This is a genomic window from Streptomyces nigra (assembly GCF_003074055.1).
Lineage (GTDB): Bacteria > Actinomycetota > Actinomycetes > Streptomycetales > Streptomycetaceae > Streptomyces > Streptomyces nigra.
The window spans coordinates 1,984,507-1,999,099 of record NZ_CP029043.1 but is presented as its reverse complement, the minus strand read 5'-3'; the positions used below and the strand labels follow the sequence as shown (position 1 = coordinate 1,999,099).

Genomic DNA, 14,593 nt, shown 5'->3' with positions numbered 1-14,593 from the left:
CCCCGGTACGGCACGAACACTGCGGCTGAGCCTACGCTCGCGTGAGCGTTCGCTCATTCCTGCGGTCGTTCACCCGTCCGTGGCGTCGCGCCGCTTCCCGATCCCCAGGGCCGGTGAGCTGAGTCACACTCGTGTGGTTTCCGGCGAGTGATCCGCTCGCCGTTTCGCATGATTTCCACGGATCCTCCGCAGCTCCTCCACGTGGAGCGCCCGGGGATCCTCTGGGGGGAAGGACAACCATGGCGCAGAGAGCGCACCGTTGGAGAGAAACGGCCGCCGTCTCGGCGGCCGCCGGTCTGCTGGCGCTGGGCGTGGGCGTGCCCGGTGCCTCGGCCGCGGGGGAACCACGCGTCGACCTCAAGGTGCTGGTGGTGGACGACGGCGGCAGCGCGGTCCAGGCCATCACCGCACAGCTGAAGAGCACCGGCATCCCGTACACCACCGTCGACCTGAACGACACGAACCGCCCCGCCGTCACCGCGGCGTTCCTCAGCGACACCGTCGGCGGCACCCCGCGCGCCAAGTACCAGGGTGTCGTACTGCCCCACGAGGCGCCGTTCGGCGCGGGCTCGGCCGAGCAGACCGCGCTGGAGAACTTCGAGCGCACCTTCGGTATCCCGCAGGTCGACGCCTACACCTGGGCCCACCCCGGCGTCGGCCTCGACTACACCACCGAGGGCGGCTGGGCGGGCAGCCTCGACGGACACGAGGCCGCCGTCACCGCCCAGGGCCGGGCCGGCGCCTTCGGCTATCTCGACGGCGCCTTCACCTTCGAGGACAACGACCCGTCGATCTCGGAGAGTTACGGCTACGCCGCCCGGCCCCGGGCCGGTTTCACCAGCTATGTCGACGTCCCGGTGCCGGGGGGCTCCGGGCGGGGCAGCCTGGTCGGCGAGTACGCCGCCGACGGGCGCCGCCAGCTCGTCGTCACCTTCGCCTACAACCAGTACCAGCAGCAGTTCCGTCTGCTGGCGCGCGGCATCGTGGAGTGGCTGACCCAGGGCGTCCACCTCGGCCAGGCCCGCAACTACCTCGCGGTGCACGTCGACGACGTGTTCGCGCCCGACGCCCGCTGGGACACCGAGCGCAACTGCACACCCGGCGACATCGACTGCGTCGGGGGCGGCGGCGAGGAGGCCCCGCCGATCCGGATGACCGAGCAGGACGCGGTCCGGGCCGCCCAGTGGCAGCGCGAGAGCGGCTTCCGCCTCGACATGGTCTACAACGCGGGCTCGGGCGAGGAGTGGAAGGCCGAGCACGGCGGCACCGACGCGCTCGCCGCGCGGCTGCTCGCCGACCGCAACCAGTACCGCTGGATCAACCACACCTACACGCACCCCTTCCTCGGCTGCGTCCAGGACACCTCGACGGTGCCGTGGAGCTGCGCGAAGAACGCCGACGGCTCGATCCGGTACATGAGCCGGTCCGAGATCTCCGCCCAGATCCGGGACAACCACACCTGGGGCGTGACCAAGGGCCTCCCGCTCGACCGCACGGAACTGGTCACCGGCGAGCACTCGGGCCTGAAGAACCTGCCGCAGCAGCCCGCCGACAACCCCAACCTGGCCGGCGCCCTCGCCGACAACGGGGTCAAGTGGATCGCCTCGGACAACTCCCGCGAGTCCGCCCAGCGCCCGGTCGGCTCCGCCCTCACCGTCCCCCGCTACCCGATGAACGTGTACTACAACACGGGCACGGCGGAGGAGATGGCCGACGAGTACAACTGGATCTACACCTCGAAGGCCGACGGCGGCAGCGGCATCTGCGAGTCCAACCCCGCCTCCACCTGCCTCGACGAGCCGCTGGACGTCGCCACCGGCTACGCCGAGCACATCGTGCCGCAGGAGGCCCGCGCGGCGCTCGGGCACGCCATCTCCAACGACCCGCGCCCGCACTACGTCCACCAGTCCAACCTGGCCGAGGACCGGATCCTCTACCCGGTCCTGGACAAGGTGCTCGCCGACCACGGCGCCCTGTTCGCGGACAACACCCCGCTGGAGAACCTCCGCCAGAGCGCCATCGGCACCGAGTTCAAGCGCCGTGACGCCTGGCAGAGCGCCCTCTCCCAGAACCGGGTGACCGCGTACCGGGTCGGCTCCAAGGTCACCGTCAGCGCGCCCTCCGGTGTGCAGATCCCGGTGACCGTGCCGGAGGGCACCCGTAAGCAACTCCTGCTCGGCACCGCCGCGTTCGGCACCCCGTACGCGGGGCTGCGCTCGGCGTGGACGACACCGGAGCTGCTCCAGACGGCGGTGACGCTGAGACTGCCGTAGCGGTCCGCCCGCGGGGACCCGGTGACGGGCGGCGGGTCCCCGCGGGCTCAGCCCAGCGACAGCACGACCAGCGCGGTGGTGGCCGCCGTCTCCGCGAGCCCGCCGAAGACGTCCCCGGTGACCCCGCCGAAGCGCCGGACGCAGTGCCGCAGCAGCAGCTCGGCGCAGCCCAGCGCGGCGAGGACAGCGAGCGCGGCGCGTACGGCACCGTCCGCCCCGAGGAGGGCCCCGGCAGCGGCGGCCACGACGGTCACGGCCAGTACGACGCCGGCGGCGGCCCGCACCGGGACGACCCCCGCGACCGCCGCCCCCAGCCCTTCCGGGCGGGCGGGCGGCACACCTGTCCGAGCGGCGAGGGTGAGCGCGAGCCGGGCCGCGACGGCCGCGACGATGGTGGCCAGGGCGCCCCGGGCGCATGAGTCGTCGTACAGCCGTGCCAGCGCGGCGACCTGCGCGAGCAGGACGAACAGCAGCGTGATCACACCGAACGGCCCGACGTCCGACTGCTTCATGATCCGCAGCGCGTCCTCGGCGGGCTTGGCGCTGCCGAGCCCGTCCGCGGTGTCGGCGAGCCCGTCCAGATGCAGCCCCCGGGTGAGGACGGCCGGGACAGCGGCCGCCGCGACCGCCGCGAGGAGAGGGCCGGCGCCCAGGAACAGCAGCACCAGGGCGACGGCGGCCGCACCGCACCCCAGCACCACCCCGACCAGAGGGGCGCACAGCATCCCGCCGCGCGCCGCGTCCCGGTCCCAGCGCTCCACCCGCACCGGGAGCACGCTCAGCGTGCCGAAGGCGAAGCGGAGGCCGTGCAGGGGCGGCGGGGTCATGGACACGCCCGCAGACTAGCCCGGACGTCCGTCCCGCCGGGCAGGCCACCCCCGTGCCGACCACACTGGGAACATGGGTGACTGGTGGCAGACCAACATCGTCGAACCGGGGAAACTTCCCCTGCTCCTGGCCCTGACCGCGTTCGTGGTGACGTTCCTTGTCACCCGGGTCATCACCCGCCTCATCCGGGCGGGCAAGGGCCCCTTCCGGAACATCAGCACCGGCTCGGTCCACATCCACCACGTCGTCCCGGGGATCATCCTCACGGTGATCGGCGGCTTCTGCGCGGTCGCGGGCGGTCAGCGCGGCTTCGGCTCGGCCCTCGCCGCGGTGATCTTCGGTATGGGCGCGGGCCTGGTCATGGACGAGTTCGCGCTGATCCTGCACCTGGACGACGTGTACTGGAGCGAGGAGGGCCGCAAGAGCGTCGAAGTGGTCGTGCTCACCGTCGCCCTCGTCGGCCTGCTGCTGCTCGGCTTCGCGCCGTTCGGGGTGGACGGCCTCGACGACGACGAGCTGCAGAGCCGGGGGACGGTCCTCGGCACCATCGGCGGGAACTTCCTGATCGCCCTGCTCGCCCTGTTCAAGGGCAAGGCCAAGATGGCCCTCTTCGGGGTGGTGATCCCGTTCGTCGCCCTGTTCGGCGCCATCCGCCTCGCCCGGCCCACGTCCCCCTGGGCGAAACGCTTCTACCGTCGCCGCCCGCGCGCCCGCGCCAAGTCCCTTCTGCGCTCCTACCACCACGACCGGCGCTGGCTCGTCCCCAGCCGCAAGTTTCAGGACTGGCTCGGCGGCGCTCCCGACATCGAGCCCGCCCGCGCCCTGGAACGCCGCTGACGCACCGACGCCACCGCGCACAGCACCGCCGCCGCCACGACGGCCACCACATGCTCCCGCCCGGCGAGGTTGTCCTTCAGCAGGACCTCGACGACCATCGCCGCCGCCACCGCACCCGCCGTCGGATACGCCCCGTGCCGCCAGCCCACGAAGACCGCCAGCCCCACCACGGCGGCCGACGGGCCGGTGTCCACGACCCGGGCGTCCGAGGCGGGCAGCCCCAGCGGATGGTCCGGGCCGAGCGCGACACCCAGGCGCGCGTACAGGGTCCCGGCGAGCGTCGCGGCGTAGGCGACGGCCACCGTCCGCCACCACCCCAGGGACAGCTCGGCGATCCCGAGGACGACCAGGATCTGCGCGAGCGCCCCCCACACCGGCAGGTCGGCCGCGGGCACGAACGGTGGCAACGGGGTGCGCGCGAGTGCCTGCCACAGCGGGTCCTCGGCCCGTACGCCCCCGAGGTCCTGGACGACCGGCTCGCCCCAGGGCTGGTTCTGGACCACCTGAACGAGCGCGGTGAGACCGACGGCGGCGAGCGTCAGGGGCACGCCCCGCCGGCGCCGCCGCGCCCATCCGGCCCGCACGGCCCGGCAGAGCGGGCCCCACTCGGCGCGGGCCGCGCGACCGAGCCTGTCAGCTCCCACGAACCGTGATCCTATGTCCCGGTTCGCCCTGCTTCCTGCTCAGCCGTCTCGGGGCCGCCCTACTCGGCGGCGGCCTCCAGAGGCTCGTCCGTCTTCGCCGGGGTCTCCGGCAGCTCCGCCGCCAGGGCGGCGGCGGCCTGCACCAGGGGCAGCGCCAGCAGCCCGCCGGCGCCCTCGCCGACCCGGACACCGTGGTCGAGCAAGGGCTCCAGAGCCATCCGGTCCAGCGCCTTCGCCTGCCCCGGCTCCCCGCTGACGTGCGCGGCCAGCCACCAGTCCGGCGCCCGGAACGCGACCCGCTGCGCCACCAGCGCGCACGCGGCGACCACCACGCCGTCCAGCAGGACCGGCAGCTTGCGCACCGCGCTCTGCAGCAGGAACCCGGTGATCGCGGCGAGATCCGCCCCGCCGACCGTCGCCAGCAGCTGCAGCTGGTCCCCGAGCACCGGCCGCGCCCGGCGCAGGGCGTCCCGGATCGCGGCGCACTTGCGCATCCACGCCAGGTCGTCGATGGCGACCCCGCCCCGACCGGTGACCACCGAGGCGTCCGTCCCGCACAGCGCGGCGACCAGAACCCCGGCCGCCGTGGTGCCGCCGACGCTCACGTCGCCCAGCACGATCAGATCCGTACCGGAGTCGGCCTCCTCGTCGGCGACCGCCATCCCCGCCCGGAACGCCGCCTCGGCCTCCTCGGCCGTCAGTGCGTCCTCGATGTCGATACGGCCGCTGCCGCGTCGCACCCGGTGCCGTACGACGTCCTCCGGGAGCGAGCCCGGGTCGCAGTCCAGTGCCATGTCGACCACCCGGACCGGGACGCCGAGCCGCCGCGCCAGCACGGACACCGGCCGGGCGCCCTCCAGGATCTCCCGCACCAGCTCCGCGGCGGTGCCCGCCGGTCGCGCCGACACGCCGAGTCCGGCGACCCCGTGGTCCCCGGCGAACAGCACGGCCTTGGGCCGTTCGACCGGCCGCACCGGAACCGCAGCCTGGGCGGCGGCCAGCCATTCGCCGAGCTCGTCGAGGCGGCCCAGCGCGCCGGCCGGCACGGTCTGGCGCTCCCGGCGTGCCTCGGCGTCGCGGCGCACCCCCGCGTCGGGGCGCTCGATCAGATCACTGAAGTCGTCGAGTTGAAGCGAGCTCATTCGCCGAACAGTACCGCCACCGCTCGAACAGAACGGCGCCCTGTCGCCTCCATCGCTTGCGCCGCGCGCCCACCACGACCGGGTGACGTCGTTGCACCCACCATCGGCATCCCATACGTTCCGTTTTGCAGTGGATTGTCGGGGCATGCTCGCACCGTCTCCGCCGTACGCCCTCGCCGTACGCCCCACGCCCGGGAGCCCCTCATGACCGCGACCGCACCCGCCGAACGCCCGGAGACCGCCTGCGCGTTCACGCTCGCCGCGTGCCGGGAGCACACCTACGTCCCCCGCCACCTCGGGCTCACCCGGCGCGGACCGCGCCATCTACGGGCCGCCGCCCGCGCGGCGCTCGGCTTCCCCGAACCGGAGAGCTGGCTCGACGTCGGCACCGGTTACGGCCGCTTCCCCGAGACCGCCAAGGAGGTCTTCCCGTACACCGCGTTCGACGGCCTGGACCCCAGCCACCGGGTCCTCCAGGCACGTGTCGCCGAACGCGTGGAGGAGGCCCACGTCGGGCATCTGACGGACCCCCGGATCACGGACCGGCTCCGCGACCGCTACGACGTCGTCAGCATGTTCCGGCACCTGGAACACGCCCCCGACCCGCTCGCCGAACTCCGCGCCGCCCTGGCCGTACTGCGCCCGGGCGGCCATCTGATCCTGGAACTCCCCAACTCCCGCTGCCTGTTCGCCGCGCTCCTCGGCCCGGCCTGGGTCCCGCACAGCCGCCCCGGCCATCTGCACCTGCTGCCGGCCGACGCGCTCCGCGAGGCACTGGAGTCCCACGGCTGCACGGTGGTGACGACGGACCACCGCGCCGCCCACCTCCCCTACGACCTGGCGGCCACGACGTCCCTGCTCCTGTCCCGCCTGCTCCCGTCCCCCCTGGACCGCCTGGGCGCCCCTTTGGTGGCAGCGGCCTGGACCCTGGACCACCTCCTGGCCCCGCTCCTGCGCCGCACCCCCCGAACGAACGCCTACAGAATCATCGCCCGCAAAGAACCAAGGTGACCTGAAGACGCCGGCGCCGGAGGTGCCTCCAGGGGCGCGGGGAACTGCGCGCCCAGCCCCGACGGCCCGCACTCGCGACACGGCAGAACCCGGCAGTTCAGCCGCGCAGCACCACCGCCTGTCCCGCCACCACCAAGACGACCTCCTCACACTCACCCGCCACCGCCGCGTTCAACCGCCCCAGTTCATCCCGGTACCGTCGCCCGGACGCCGTGGCCGGCACAATCCCGGACCCCACCTCGTTGGACACGGCCACAACGGTCCGCCGCGCCCCCCGCACCGCCTCGACAAGCAAGCGCACGCGCTCCCGCAGGGCCTTCTCCCCACCGTCCGCCCACACCGCGTCGTCCCACGCCCCCACCGCGTCCATCGCGTCCGTCAGCCACAGCGACAGGCAGTCCACCAGCAGCGGCGCCCCCTCCTCCGCCAGCAGCGGCACCAGGTCGCAGGTCTCGGTCGTCCGCCACGACCCCGGCCGCCGCTCCCGGTGCGCGGCGACCCGCTCCGCCCACTCGGTGTCCCCGCCCCGCGTGCCGCCGGTCGCCACGTACAGCACGTCAGGGAACGACTCCAGGCGCCGCTCCGCCTCCACCGACTTCCCGGACCGCGCGCCGCCCAGCACCAGCGTCCGCCGGGGCACGTCCGGCAGCTGCGCCCCGTCGTCGTACGCCCCCACGACCAGCGTCGTCCCGTCCGGCACCGCCCGCGCACCCGCCGCCGCGAGCCGCCGCCGCAGCTCGTCACCCGGCGGGACGTCGTGGTCCAGATGGACGGCGAGGACGTCCGTGTCCGGACCGACGGCCCCCACCGCCCGCAGCTTCGCCAAAGCGTCCGGCCGCCCCACGACATCGGCGGCCACCAGGTCGTACCGCCCCACCGACCCCTCCTCCAGACCGGCCGGCGCGCCCCCCGGCGGCAGATACAGCAGGCGTTTGCCGTCCGGCCCGGTGACCTCGTAGCCGGTGCCCGGCGCGTCCATGGCCACCGCCCGCACCCGATGCCCCGTCAGCAGCGCCAGCTCCCGTCCGTCCGGCACCCGGCCAGGCTGCGGCACGCCCGCCGGCACCTCCACGGCGGGCCCGTTGTGCGGATGGGTCAGCAGCACCTGCCGTACGGACCCCAGCGACCGCCCGGCCCGTGCCGCGGCGAACGCCGCGCCCGGCGTCAGATCGAGCATCAGCGCCCCGTCCACGAGGAGCGCGGTGGCGGCGCGCGCGCCGTCGCCGAGGGCGCGCGCGCACGCCGCGCACGGGCAGTCGGGGCGGGGGAGTCCCGCGGGGGCGCCGGTGCCGAGAAGAGTGAGTTCCACGCCCCGATTTTCGCCTGTCCGCGCAGGTCCCGCGCAGCCGACTAGGCTCAGCGCAGGAGCCGGACCTCGTTCCGGCTCTCCCTTTGCACGTGCTGACACCTTGGAGGCGTAGATGGCGGCATGGACGTGGCGGTTCGAGAAGGCCGACGGGGCGGAGGTCCAGCCCGCGGTGCAGCCCGAGGAGTTCACCACCCAGGGGGACGCCGAGTCCTGGATCGGGGAGCACTGGAAGGAGCTCCAGGAGGGCGGCGCGGACCAGGTCCGCCTGTTCGAGGACGCCACCGAGATCTACGGGCCGATGAGCCTGCACGCCGAAGCCGAGGCGTGACGCGACCGGGGCGGGGGCCGCGCGCCCCCGCCCCCGTCACTGCTCGCCCAGCGTCACGTCCGCCTTCTCCTCGTCCCCGTCGCGCAGGAACGTCACCGATGTCCGTTCCCCCGGCTCGTCGGCGGCCAGCGCCTCCGACAGCGACGCGATGGTGGTGATGTCCGTGTCACCCAGCCGGGTGATGACATCGCCCCGTCTGAGCCCGGCCTTGTCGGCGGCGCCGCCCGACTGCACCTCGACGACGGCCACCCCCACCGGGTCGAGATCCTGGTCCACGACCGTCCGCCCGGTGATGCCGAGCGCCGCCCGTCCCGAGTCGGTGACCCGGCCGTTCTCGATGATCTGATCGGCGATCTTCCGCACCGTCGACGCCGGGATCGCGAACCCGATGCCCGGCGCCGCGCCGCCGCCCGCGTTCGGGTCGACGGCGGCGAGCGTCGGGATGCCGACGACCCGGCTGTCCAGATCGACCAGGGCGCCGCCGCTGTTGCCCGGGTTGATGGCCGCCGACGTCTGCACCATGTTGGCGATCGTCGCGCCCGTACCGCCGTCGTCACCGCCCTCGGTGACGGTCCGTCCGGTCGCCGAGACGATGCCCTGGGTCACGCTGGACGACAGTCCGAGCGGCGACCCCATCGCCAGCACGATCTGCCCGACCCGCACCTTCGAGGAGTCCCCGAACTGGGCCGGACGCAGCCCGTCCGGCGGGTCGTCCAGCCGGACGACGGCGAGGTCCTGCGGCGGATACGACGCCACGAGCCGCGCGGTGAGTTCGCGCTCGCTGCCCGCGGTCGTCACCCGGAACGTCTTCTCGTTCCCGACGACGTGCGCGTTGGTGACGATGTGTCCCTGGTCGTCGTAGACCACCCCGGACCCGAGGTCACGGGCGGCCTGGATCTGCACGACCGACGGCAGGACGTCCCGGATCACCTGGAGATAGCCGTCCTGCAGATCGTCGGCGGCCGCCTTCGCCCGGGGGACGGCGGCCTGGCTCGTCGCGGCGCGCGGGTCACGCGGGGACGACGGCCCGGAGCACCCGGCGAGGAGCAGCGCGGCGCTCAGCAGCAGGGCCGCCGCGACGGCCGGCCGCGGGGCGGGGGGACGGCGAACATCCATGGCCCCGAGTCTCGCCCCGGCCCGCGCAGGCGGCCTGTGGAGCGCACCCGAACGGGCTCAGCCCCGCACTCCGCACAGATGCAGCAGGGCGGCCACACCCCGGTACGGGTCGGTCTTCCCGGCCCGCTCCTCGACGGCGAGGAGGGTGCCGAGGTCGTCGGGGATCTCCGCCCCGTCGGCGGCCGTGTCCGTGCACACCCGCACGCCGTACCAGGTGTGCAGGGGCGCCCCGATCCCGGCGAGCGTCGCCGTCAGATCGGACAGCCGGTCCGCCCGTACGTCCAGGCCGAGGCGGGTGGGGGTCCCCCCGTTCGAGTCTGCTCGAGAATGGGGGAGGTAGGCGCTGGTGTCGAAGGCGGCCAGCGCGGTCTCCCAGTCGCCGGCCAGGCCCGGGCGCAGGGCGAGCGCGTCGCCGTTGCGTACGAGCAGCGACAGCAGACCGCCGGGCGCCAGCATCCGCGCCAGCCCGGCCAGCAGCGGATCGGGCTCGTCGACGTACATGAGCACGCCGTGGCAGAGCACGACGTCGAAGCTGCCCGGCAGGAAGTGCACCCCGGTGTCGCGCCCGTCGCTCTGGACGAGACGCACCCGCTCCCGGATGCCCTCGGGCTCGCGGGCCAGCCGCGCGCGGGCCGCCGCGATCATCGTCGCGTCCCGCTCGACGCCCGTCACCTGGTGACCGGCGCGGGCCAGCCGCAGCGCCTGTGTGCCCTGGCCCATGCCCACGTCGAGGACACGCAGCCGCTTCCCGACCGGGAACCGGCCCGCTATCTGCTCGTCGAGCTGCCGGGTCACCAGCTCCTGCCGTACGACCTCACGCAGACCGCCCACCTTGCTCAGCCAGGCGTCGGCCGCGCCCCCGGAGAAGTCGGCAGCGCTCAGGGCCGCTCTCCGCGCTTGACCTGGGGCTTGGGCAGCCGGAGCCGGCGCATCTGGAGCGAGCGCATCAGCGCGTAGGCGACGGCGCCGCGGCGGCTCTCGTTCGGGAAGCGCTCGGCGAGCCGCTTCTTCAGACGGAACGCGGTGACGAACGAGTCGAGCACGATCAGCACGATCACGATGAGCCACAGCAGCAGCGCGATGTTCTGCAGCGCGGGCACCCGCACCATGCTCAGCACGAGGATGACCACGGCCATCGGGAGGAAGAACTCCGCGATGTTGAAGCGCGAGTCGACGAAGTCACGCGCGAACCGGCGGACCGGGCCCTTGTCACGCGCGGGCAGGTAACGCTCGTCGCCCGAGGCCAGCGCCTGGCGCTGCCGCTCCAGGGCGGCACGGCGCTCCTCGCGCTGGCGCTTGGCGGCGTCCTTGCGCGACATCGACGTGTTGGCCACGCTGCGGCGCTGCGACTGGGCCGCACTGCGCTTGGGCGTGGGGCGGCCCTTGGGGGCCTCGGGATGGCGGGTCTGAGTGGAGTCGGTCACCGGCGCCTTGGCGGCGTCCTGGGCCTTCTCTTCCTTGGCACGGCTACGGAACACAAAACCCAAGGGTACGGGGTGCACGGGGTTGGACCCCAGCCCCGTGGGGAACGATCCGGCAACACCAGTCGTCGTACGGGGACAGAGGGGACGTCGTGGACGGGTCCCTCCGGCGGTCACGGGGGGAGTCCCGCGGCGGCACCGGGCCTGCCGGTCACGGCACACCCGGGGGTCACCTACTCCTCACGCCGGAGCGGAGGCGTACGCAGTCGTCCTTGGGGATGAGCGCATCCGTCCCCGAACAGTGCGGTAATGGATGCAGGGCCCGTACTGTGGGTTCTGTCGCAGGTGCTGGAGCTGGAGTCCGTCAGAAGGGGGCGCGCGAAGCCCATGAGCGGTGTCATGAAGCGTATGGGGATGATCTTCCGCGCGAAGGCGAACAAGGCCCTTGACCGGGCCGAGGACCCGCGCGAGACCCTCGATTACTCGTACCAGAAGCAGCTGGAGCTGCTCCAGAAGGTGCGCCGGGGCGTGGCCGACGTGGCCACCTCCCGCAAGCGCCTGGAGCTCCAGCTGAACCAGCTCCAGTCGCAGTCGTCCAAGCTGGAGGACCAGGGCCGTAAGGCGCTCGCGCTCGGCCGCGAGGACCTGGCCCGCGAGGCGCTGTCCCGGCGCGCCGCCCTCCAGCAGCAGGTGACGGACCTGGAGACCCAGCACGCGACCCTGCAGGGCGAGGAGGAGAAGCTCACCCTCGCGGCCCAGCGGCTCCAGGCCAAGGTGGACGCCTTCCGCACCAAGAAGGAGACCATCAAGGCCACCTACACCGCGGCCCAGGCCCAGACCCGGATCGGCGAGGCGTTCTCCGGCATCTCCGAGGAGATGGGCGACGTCGGCCTGGCGATCCAGCGGGCCGAGGACAAGACGGCCCAGCTCCAGGCCCGCGCCGGCGCCATCGACGAGCTGCTGGCCTCCGGCGCCCTGGACGACCAGTCCGGTATGCACAAGGACGACATCCAGGCCGAGCTGGACCGGCTCTCCGGTGGTACGGATGTAGAGCTGGAGCTGCAGCGCATGAAGGCGGAGCTGGCGGGAGGCTCCTCGGCCGGACAGCAGGCCATCGAGGGCGGCACCGGACAGCAGCAGTCCCAGCAGCAGCCGCAGGACACCCCGCGCTTCGACAAGCAGTAGCGGACGGCCGGGGTCCACGCCGAGGAGGCCGAGATGGGCGACCTGATCGTCCGGATCATGGGTGAGGGGCAGGTGCGTCTCTCCGACAGCCACCTGCCCGAGCTGAACAAGCTGGACGACGAGCTCCTCGCGGAGATGGAGGGCGGCGACGGCCCCGGCTTCCGCCGCACCCTCACCGCCCTGCTCGCCGAGGTCCGCGGGCGGGGCACCCCGCTCCCCGACGACTCCCTGGAGCCGTCGGACCTGATCCTGCCGTCCCCGGACGCCACCCTGGAGGAGGTCCGGGAACTGCTCAGCGACGACGGACTGATCCCCAACTGACCCGTCACCCCTGCCGTAGCGGGGTGGCCGGCCAGCACCCGCGACACCGGGCACACCCATCCGAGGAAGACCGAGTTGGCCCCCGTTACGAGCTCCGCAGGGCAGCGCGTCCGCCGTCACCTCACGGCACACCCCATGGCCCTGGACGCGGCGCTGGCCGTCGCCGTCCTGGTCTGCATGGTGGCGGGCTCGTTCGTGGACCCGCACGGTGAGGACGGCGTCACCTGGGGGCTGCGCACCCCGGATGCCCTCAGCCTGCTGCTGATGGCCCTCGGCGCGGCGGCCCTCGTCCTGCGCCGCCGCGCCCCCATCCCGGTCCTCGCCGCGACCGGCGGCCTCTCCCTCGTGGAGTTCGCCACCGGCGACCCGCGCGCCCCCGTCGCCATGGCCGCGGTCGTCGCGCTCTACACCGTCGCCTCCACCACCGACCGCTCCACGACCTGGCGGATCGGCCTGCTCACCGTCACCGTCCTGACCGGCTCCGCGATGCTCGCCGGGCCGCTGCCCTGGTACTCCCAGGAGAACCTCGCCATCTTCGCCTGGACCGGCATCGGTGCCACCGCGGGAGACGCGGTCCGCAGCCGCCGGGCCGTGGTCACCGCCATCCGCGAACGCGCCGAGCGGGCCGAGCGCACCCGCGAGGAGGAGGCCCGCCGTCGGGTCGCCGAGGAGCGCCTGCGCATCGCCCGCGATCTGCACGACGTCGTCGCCCACCACATCGCCCTGGTCAATGTGCAGGCCGGCGTCGCCGCCCATGTCATGGACAAGCGGCCCGACCAGGCCAAGGAGGCCCTCGCCCACGTACGGGAGGCCAGCCGCTCCGCCCTCGACGAACTGCGCGCCACCGTCGGGCTGCTCCGGCAGTCCGGCGACCCCGAGGCCCCCACCGAACCGGCGCCCGGCCTCGACCGCCTCGACGACCTCGCGGGCACCTTCCGCAACGCCGGACTCCAGGTGGACGTCGCCCGAGCCGACCAGGACACCACGCTCCCCGCCGCCGTCGACCTCGCCGCCTACCGCGTCATCCAGGAGGCCCTGACCAATGTGCAGAAGCACGCCGGGCCCGGCGCCCGGGCCGAGGTCAGCGTCGTCCGCGTCGGCCCGAACGTCGAGGTCACCGTCCTCGACGACGGCTCCGGCCAGGACGACGGCACCGCGGGCGGCGGCCACGGCCTGCTCGGCATGCGCGAACGCGTCTCCGCCCTGCGCGGCACCCTGACCACCGGCCCCCGCTACGGCGGCGGGTTCCGCGTCCACGCGATCCTGCCGGTCGGAGCCGGCGTCCGGGCCACCGAGGACGCCGTGTGACGGGCGGACGGGAACTCGCCGGGACCCTCCGGCAGTTGTCGTGACACCGGAACCACCCCCCAGCGCCCGCCGAGGAAGCCGTATGCCGATCCGTGTCCTGCTCGCCGACGACCAGGCCCTGCTGCGCAGCGCCTTCCGGGTGCTGGTCGACTCCGAACCGGACATGGAGGTCGTCGGCGAGGCCTCCGACGGCGAGGAGGCGGTCCGGCTGGCGAAGCAGGAGCGCGCGGACGTCGTCCTCATGGACATCCGGATGCCCGGCACCGACGGCCTCGCCGCCACCCGCATGATCAGCGCCGACCCGGCCCTCGCCCATGTCCGCGTCGTCATACTGACCACCTTCGAGGTCGACGACTACGTCGTGCAGTCGCTGCGGGCCGGCGCGTCCGGGTTCCTCGGCAAGGGCTCCGAACCCGACGAGCTCCTCGCCGCGATCCGGGTCGCCGCGGGCGGCGAGGCCCTGCTGTCCCCGGCCGCCACCAAGAGCCTGATCGCCCGCTTCCTCGCCCATGGCGACGGCGACGGCCGCGACCCCGCCCGCGGCGAGCGGCTCGACGCCCTGACCGTCCGCGAGCGCGAGGTGCTGGTCCAGGTCGCCGGCGGACTCTCCAACGACGAGATCGCCGAGCGGCTCGAGGTCAGCCCGCTCACCGTGAAGACCCACGTCAACCGCGCCATGTCCAAGCTGGGTGCCCGCGACCGTGCCCAGCTCGTCGTCATCGCCTACGAGTCGGGGCTGGTACGTCCGAGGGTGGAGTGAACTCCAGCCCGTGTACTGCGCCCGGAGTAGACGCCGGGCGAGAAATGGACCTGGGGGCTAGGGAACGGGCTTCCGCGATGGCCCAGGGTGTAGGGGCGGGCGCCCACCTG

General features: G+C 73.7%; 15 protein-coding genes. 8 read left to right on the top strand and 7 right to left on the bottom strand.

The features are described from left to right. Positions 1–239 precede the first annotated feature (239 nt). A complete protein-coding gene (locus DC008_RS09280; RefSeq protein ID WP_108706545.1) occupies positions 240–2,273 on the top strand; it encodes a hypothetical protein in 2,034 nt (677 codons plus the stop codon). A gap of 47 nt (positions 2,274–2,320) precedes the next feature. Here the strand turns inward: DC008_RS09280 and DC008_RS09275 are convergent, their stop codons facing one another. Next, complete coding sequence (locus DC008_RS09275; RefSeq protein ID WP_164492438.1) at positions 2,321–3,100, bottom strand: adenosylcobinamide-GDP ribazoletransferase; 780 nt, start codon at positions 3,098–3,100, stop codon at positions 2,321–2,323. A gap of 73 nt (positions 3,101–3,173) precedes the next feature. Here DC008_RS09275 and DC008_RS09270 point away from each other — a divergent pair, with 73 nt between their 5' ends. Further along, positions 3,174–3,938, top strand: a complete 765-nt coding sequence (locus DC008_RS09270; RefSeq protein ID WP_108706543.1) for a hypothetical protein — start codon at positions 3,174–3,176, stop codon at positions 3,936–3,938. On the opposite strand, the gene DC008_RS35685 is transcribed toward DC008_RS09270, so the two are convergent. Then, entirely contained in the window at positions 3,878–4,582 is a 705-nt protein-coding gene (locus DC008_RS35685; protein ID WP_208645831.1) for a hypothetical protein, read from the bottom strand. The two genes, DC008_RS09270 and DC008_RS35685, sit on opposite strands and share 61 nt — an antisense overlap. A 59-nt stretch (positions 4,583–4,641) precedes the next feature. Beyond that, on the bottom strand, positions 4,642–5,724 hold the full coding sequence (gene cobT / locus DC008_RS09260; RefSeq protein WP_108706542.1) for a nicotinate-nucleotide--dimethylbenzimidazole phosphoribosyltransferase: 1,083 nt from the start codon (positions 5,722–5,724) through the stop codon (positions 4,642–4,644). Between the two features lie 204 nt (positions 5,725–5,928). On the opposite strand from cobT, the gene DC008_RS09255 reads away from it, so the two are divergent. Continuing rightward, positions 5,929–6,735: a class I SAM-dependent methyltransferase gene (locus DC008_RS09255; RefSeq protein ID WP_108706541.1), complete on the top strand. Its 807-nt coding sequence runs from the start codon at positions 5,929–5,931 to the stop codon at positions 6,733–6,735. 97 nt (positions 6,736–6,832) lie between these two features. On the opposite strand, the gene DC008_RS09250 is transcribed toward DC008_RS09255, so the two are convergent. Next, on the bottom strand, positions 6,833–8,044 hold the full coding sequence (locus DC008_RS09250; RefSeq protein WP_108706540.1) for a bifunctional adenosylcobinamide kinase/adenosylcobinamide-phosphate guanylyltransferase: 1,212 nt from the start codon (positions 8,042–8,044) through the stop codon (positions 6,833–6,835). A 112-nt stretch (positions 8,045–8,156) separates the two neighbouring features. Between DC008_RS09250 and DC008_RS09245 the strand changes: the two genes are divergently transcribed. Continuing rightward, complete coding sequence (locus tag DC008_RS09245) at positions 8,157–8,372, top strand: hypothetical protein (protein WP_108706539.1); 216 nt, start codon at positions 8,157–8,159, stop codon at positions 8,370–8,372. Positions 8,373–8,408: 36 nt separating this feature from the next. Here DC008_RS09245 and DC008_RS09240 read toward each other — a convergent pair whose 3' ends face one another. The 3 genes from DC008_RS09240 to DC008_RS09230 all read right to left on the bottom strand — a co-directional run bounded on the left by DC008_RS09240 (position 8,409) and on the right by DC008_RS09230 (position 10,966). Then, positions 8,409–9,488, bottom strand: a complete 1,080-nt coding sequence (locus DC008_RS09240) for a S1C family serine protease (RefSeq protein ID WP_108706538.1) — start codon at positions 9,486–9,488, stop codon at positions 8,409–8,411. A 57-nt stretch (positions 9,489–9,545) separates the two neighbouring features. Continuing rightward, positions 9,546–10,283 carry a class I SAM-dependent methyltransferase gene (locus DC008_RS09235; RefSeq protein WP_108710621.1) on the bottom strand — a complete coding sequence of 246 codons (738 nt, stop codon included), beginning with the start codon at positions 10,281–10,283 and terminating at the stop codon, positions 9,546–9,548. 83 nt (positions 10,284–10,366) lie between these two features. Further along, positions 10,367–10,966 carry a DUF3043 domain-containing protein gene (locus DC008_RS09230; RefSeq protein WP_055624501.1) on the bottom strand — a complete coding sequence of 200 codons (600 nt, stop codon included), beginning with the start codon at positions 10,964–10,966 and terminating at the stop codon, positions 10,367–10,369. A 342-nt stretch (positions 10,967–11,308) separates the two neighbouring features. Here DC008_RS09230 and DC008_RS09220 point away from each other — a divergent pair, with 342 nt between their 5' ends. The 4 genes from DC008_RS09220 (at position 11,309) to DC008_RS09205 (ending at position 14,483) form a co-directional block, all read left to right on the top strand. Next, positions 11,309–12,094, top strand: a complete 786-nt coding sequence (locus DC008_RS09220; protein ID WP_079033842.1) for a PspA/IM30 family protein — start codon at positions 11,309–11,311, stop codon at positions 12,092–12,094. 42 nt (positions 12,095–12,136) lie between these two features. After that, complete coding sequence (gene pspAA / locus DC008_RS09215; protein WP_108710619.1) at positions 12,137–12,415, top strand: PspA-associated protein PspAA; 279 nt, start codon at positions 12,137–12,139, stop codon at positions 12,413–12,415. A gap of 75 nt (positions 12,416–12,490) precedes the next feature. Further along, positions 12,491–13,723: a sensor histidine kinase gene (locus DC008_RS09210; RefSeq protein ID WP_425276533.1), complete on the top strand. Its 1,233-nt coding sequence runs from the start codon at positions 12,491–12,493 to the stop codon at positions 13,721–13,723. A gap of 82 nt (positions 13,724–13,805) precedes the next feature. Beyond that, positions 13,806–14,483: a response regulator gene (locus tag DC008_RS09205; RefSeq protein WP_055624504.1), complete on the top strand. Its 678-nt coding sequence runs from the start codon at positions 13,806–13,808 to the stop codon at positions 14,481–14,483. Positions 14,484–14,593: the final 110 nt, after the last annotated feature.

Bases quoted from the DNA above. Each gene is read 5' to 3' on its own strand.
- DC008_RS09280 (WP_108706545.1), top strand. From the start codon at position 240: ATGGCGCAGAGAGCGCACCGTTGGAGAGAAACGGCCGCCGTCTCGGCG.
- DC008_RS09275 (WP_164492438.1), bottom strand. From the start codon at position 3,100: ATGACCCCGCCGCCCCTGCACGGCCTCCGCTTCGCCTTCGGCACGCTG.
- DC008_RS09270 (WP_108706543.1), top strand. From the start codon at position 3,174: ATGGGTGACTGGTGGCAGACCAACATCGTCGAACCGGGGAAACTTCCC.
- cobT (WP_108706542.1), bottom strand. From the start codon at position 5,724: ATGAGCTCGCTTCAACTCGACGACTTCAGTGATCTGATCGAGCGCCCC.
- DC008_RS09255 (WP_108706541.1), top strand. From the start codon at position 5,929: ATGACCGCGACCGCACCCGCCGAACGCCCGGAGACCGCCTGCGCGTTC.
- DC008_RS09245 (WP_108706539.1), top strand. From the start codon at position 8,157: ATGGCGGCATGGACGTGGCGGTTCGAGAAGGCCGACGGGGCGGAGGTC.
- DC008_RS09240 (WP_108706538.1), bottom strand. From the start codon at position 9,488: ATGGATGTTCGCCGTCCCCCCGCCCCGCGGCCGGCCGTCGCGGCGGCC.
- DC008_RS09220 (WP_079033842.1), top strand. From the start codon at position 11,309: ATGAAGCGTATGGGGATGATCTTCCGCGCGAAGGCGAACAAGGCCCTT.
- DC008_RS09205 (WP_055624504.1), top strand. From the start codon at position 13,806: ATGCCGATCCGTGTCCTGCTCGCCGACGACCAGGCCCTGCTGCGCAGC.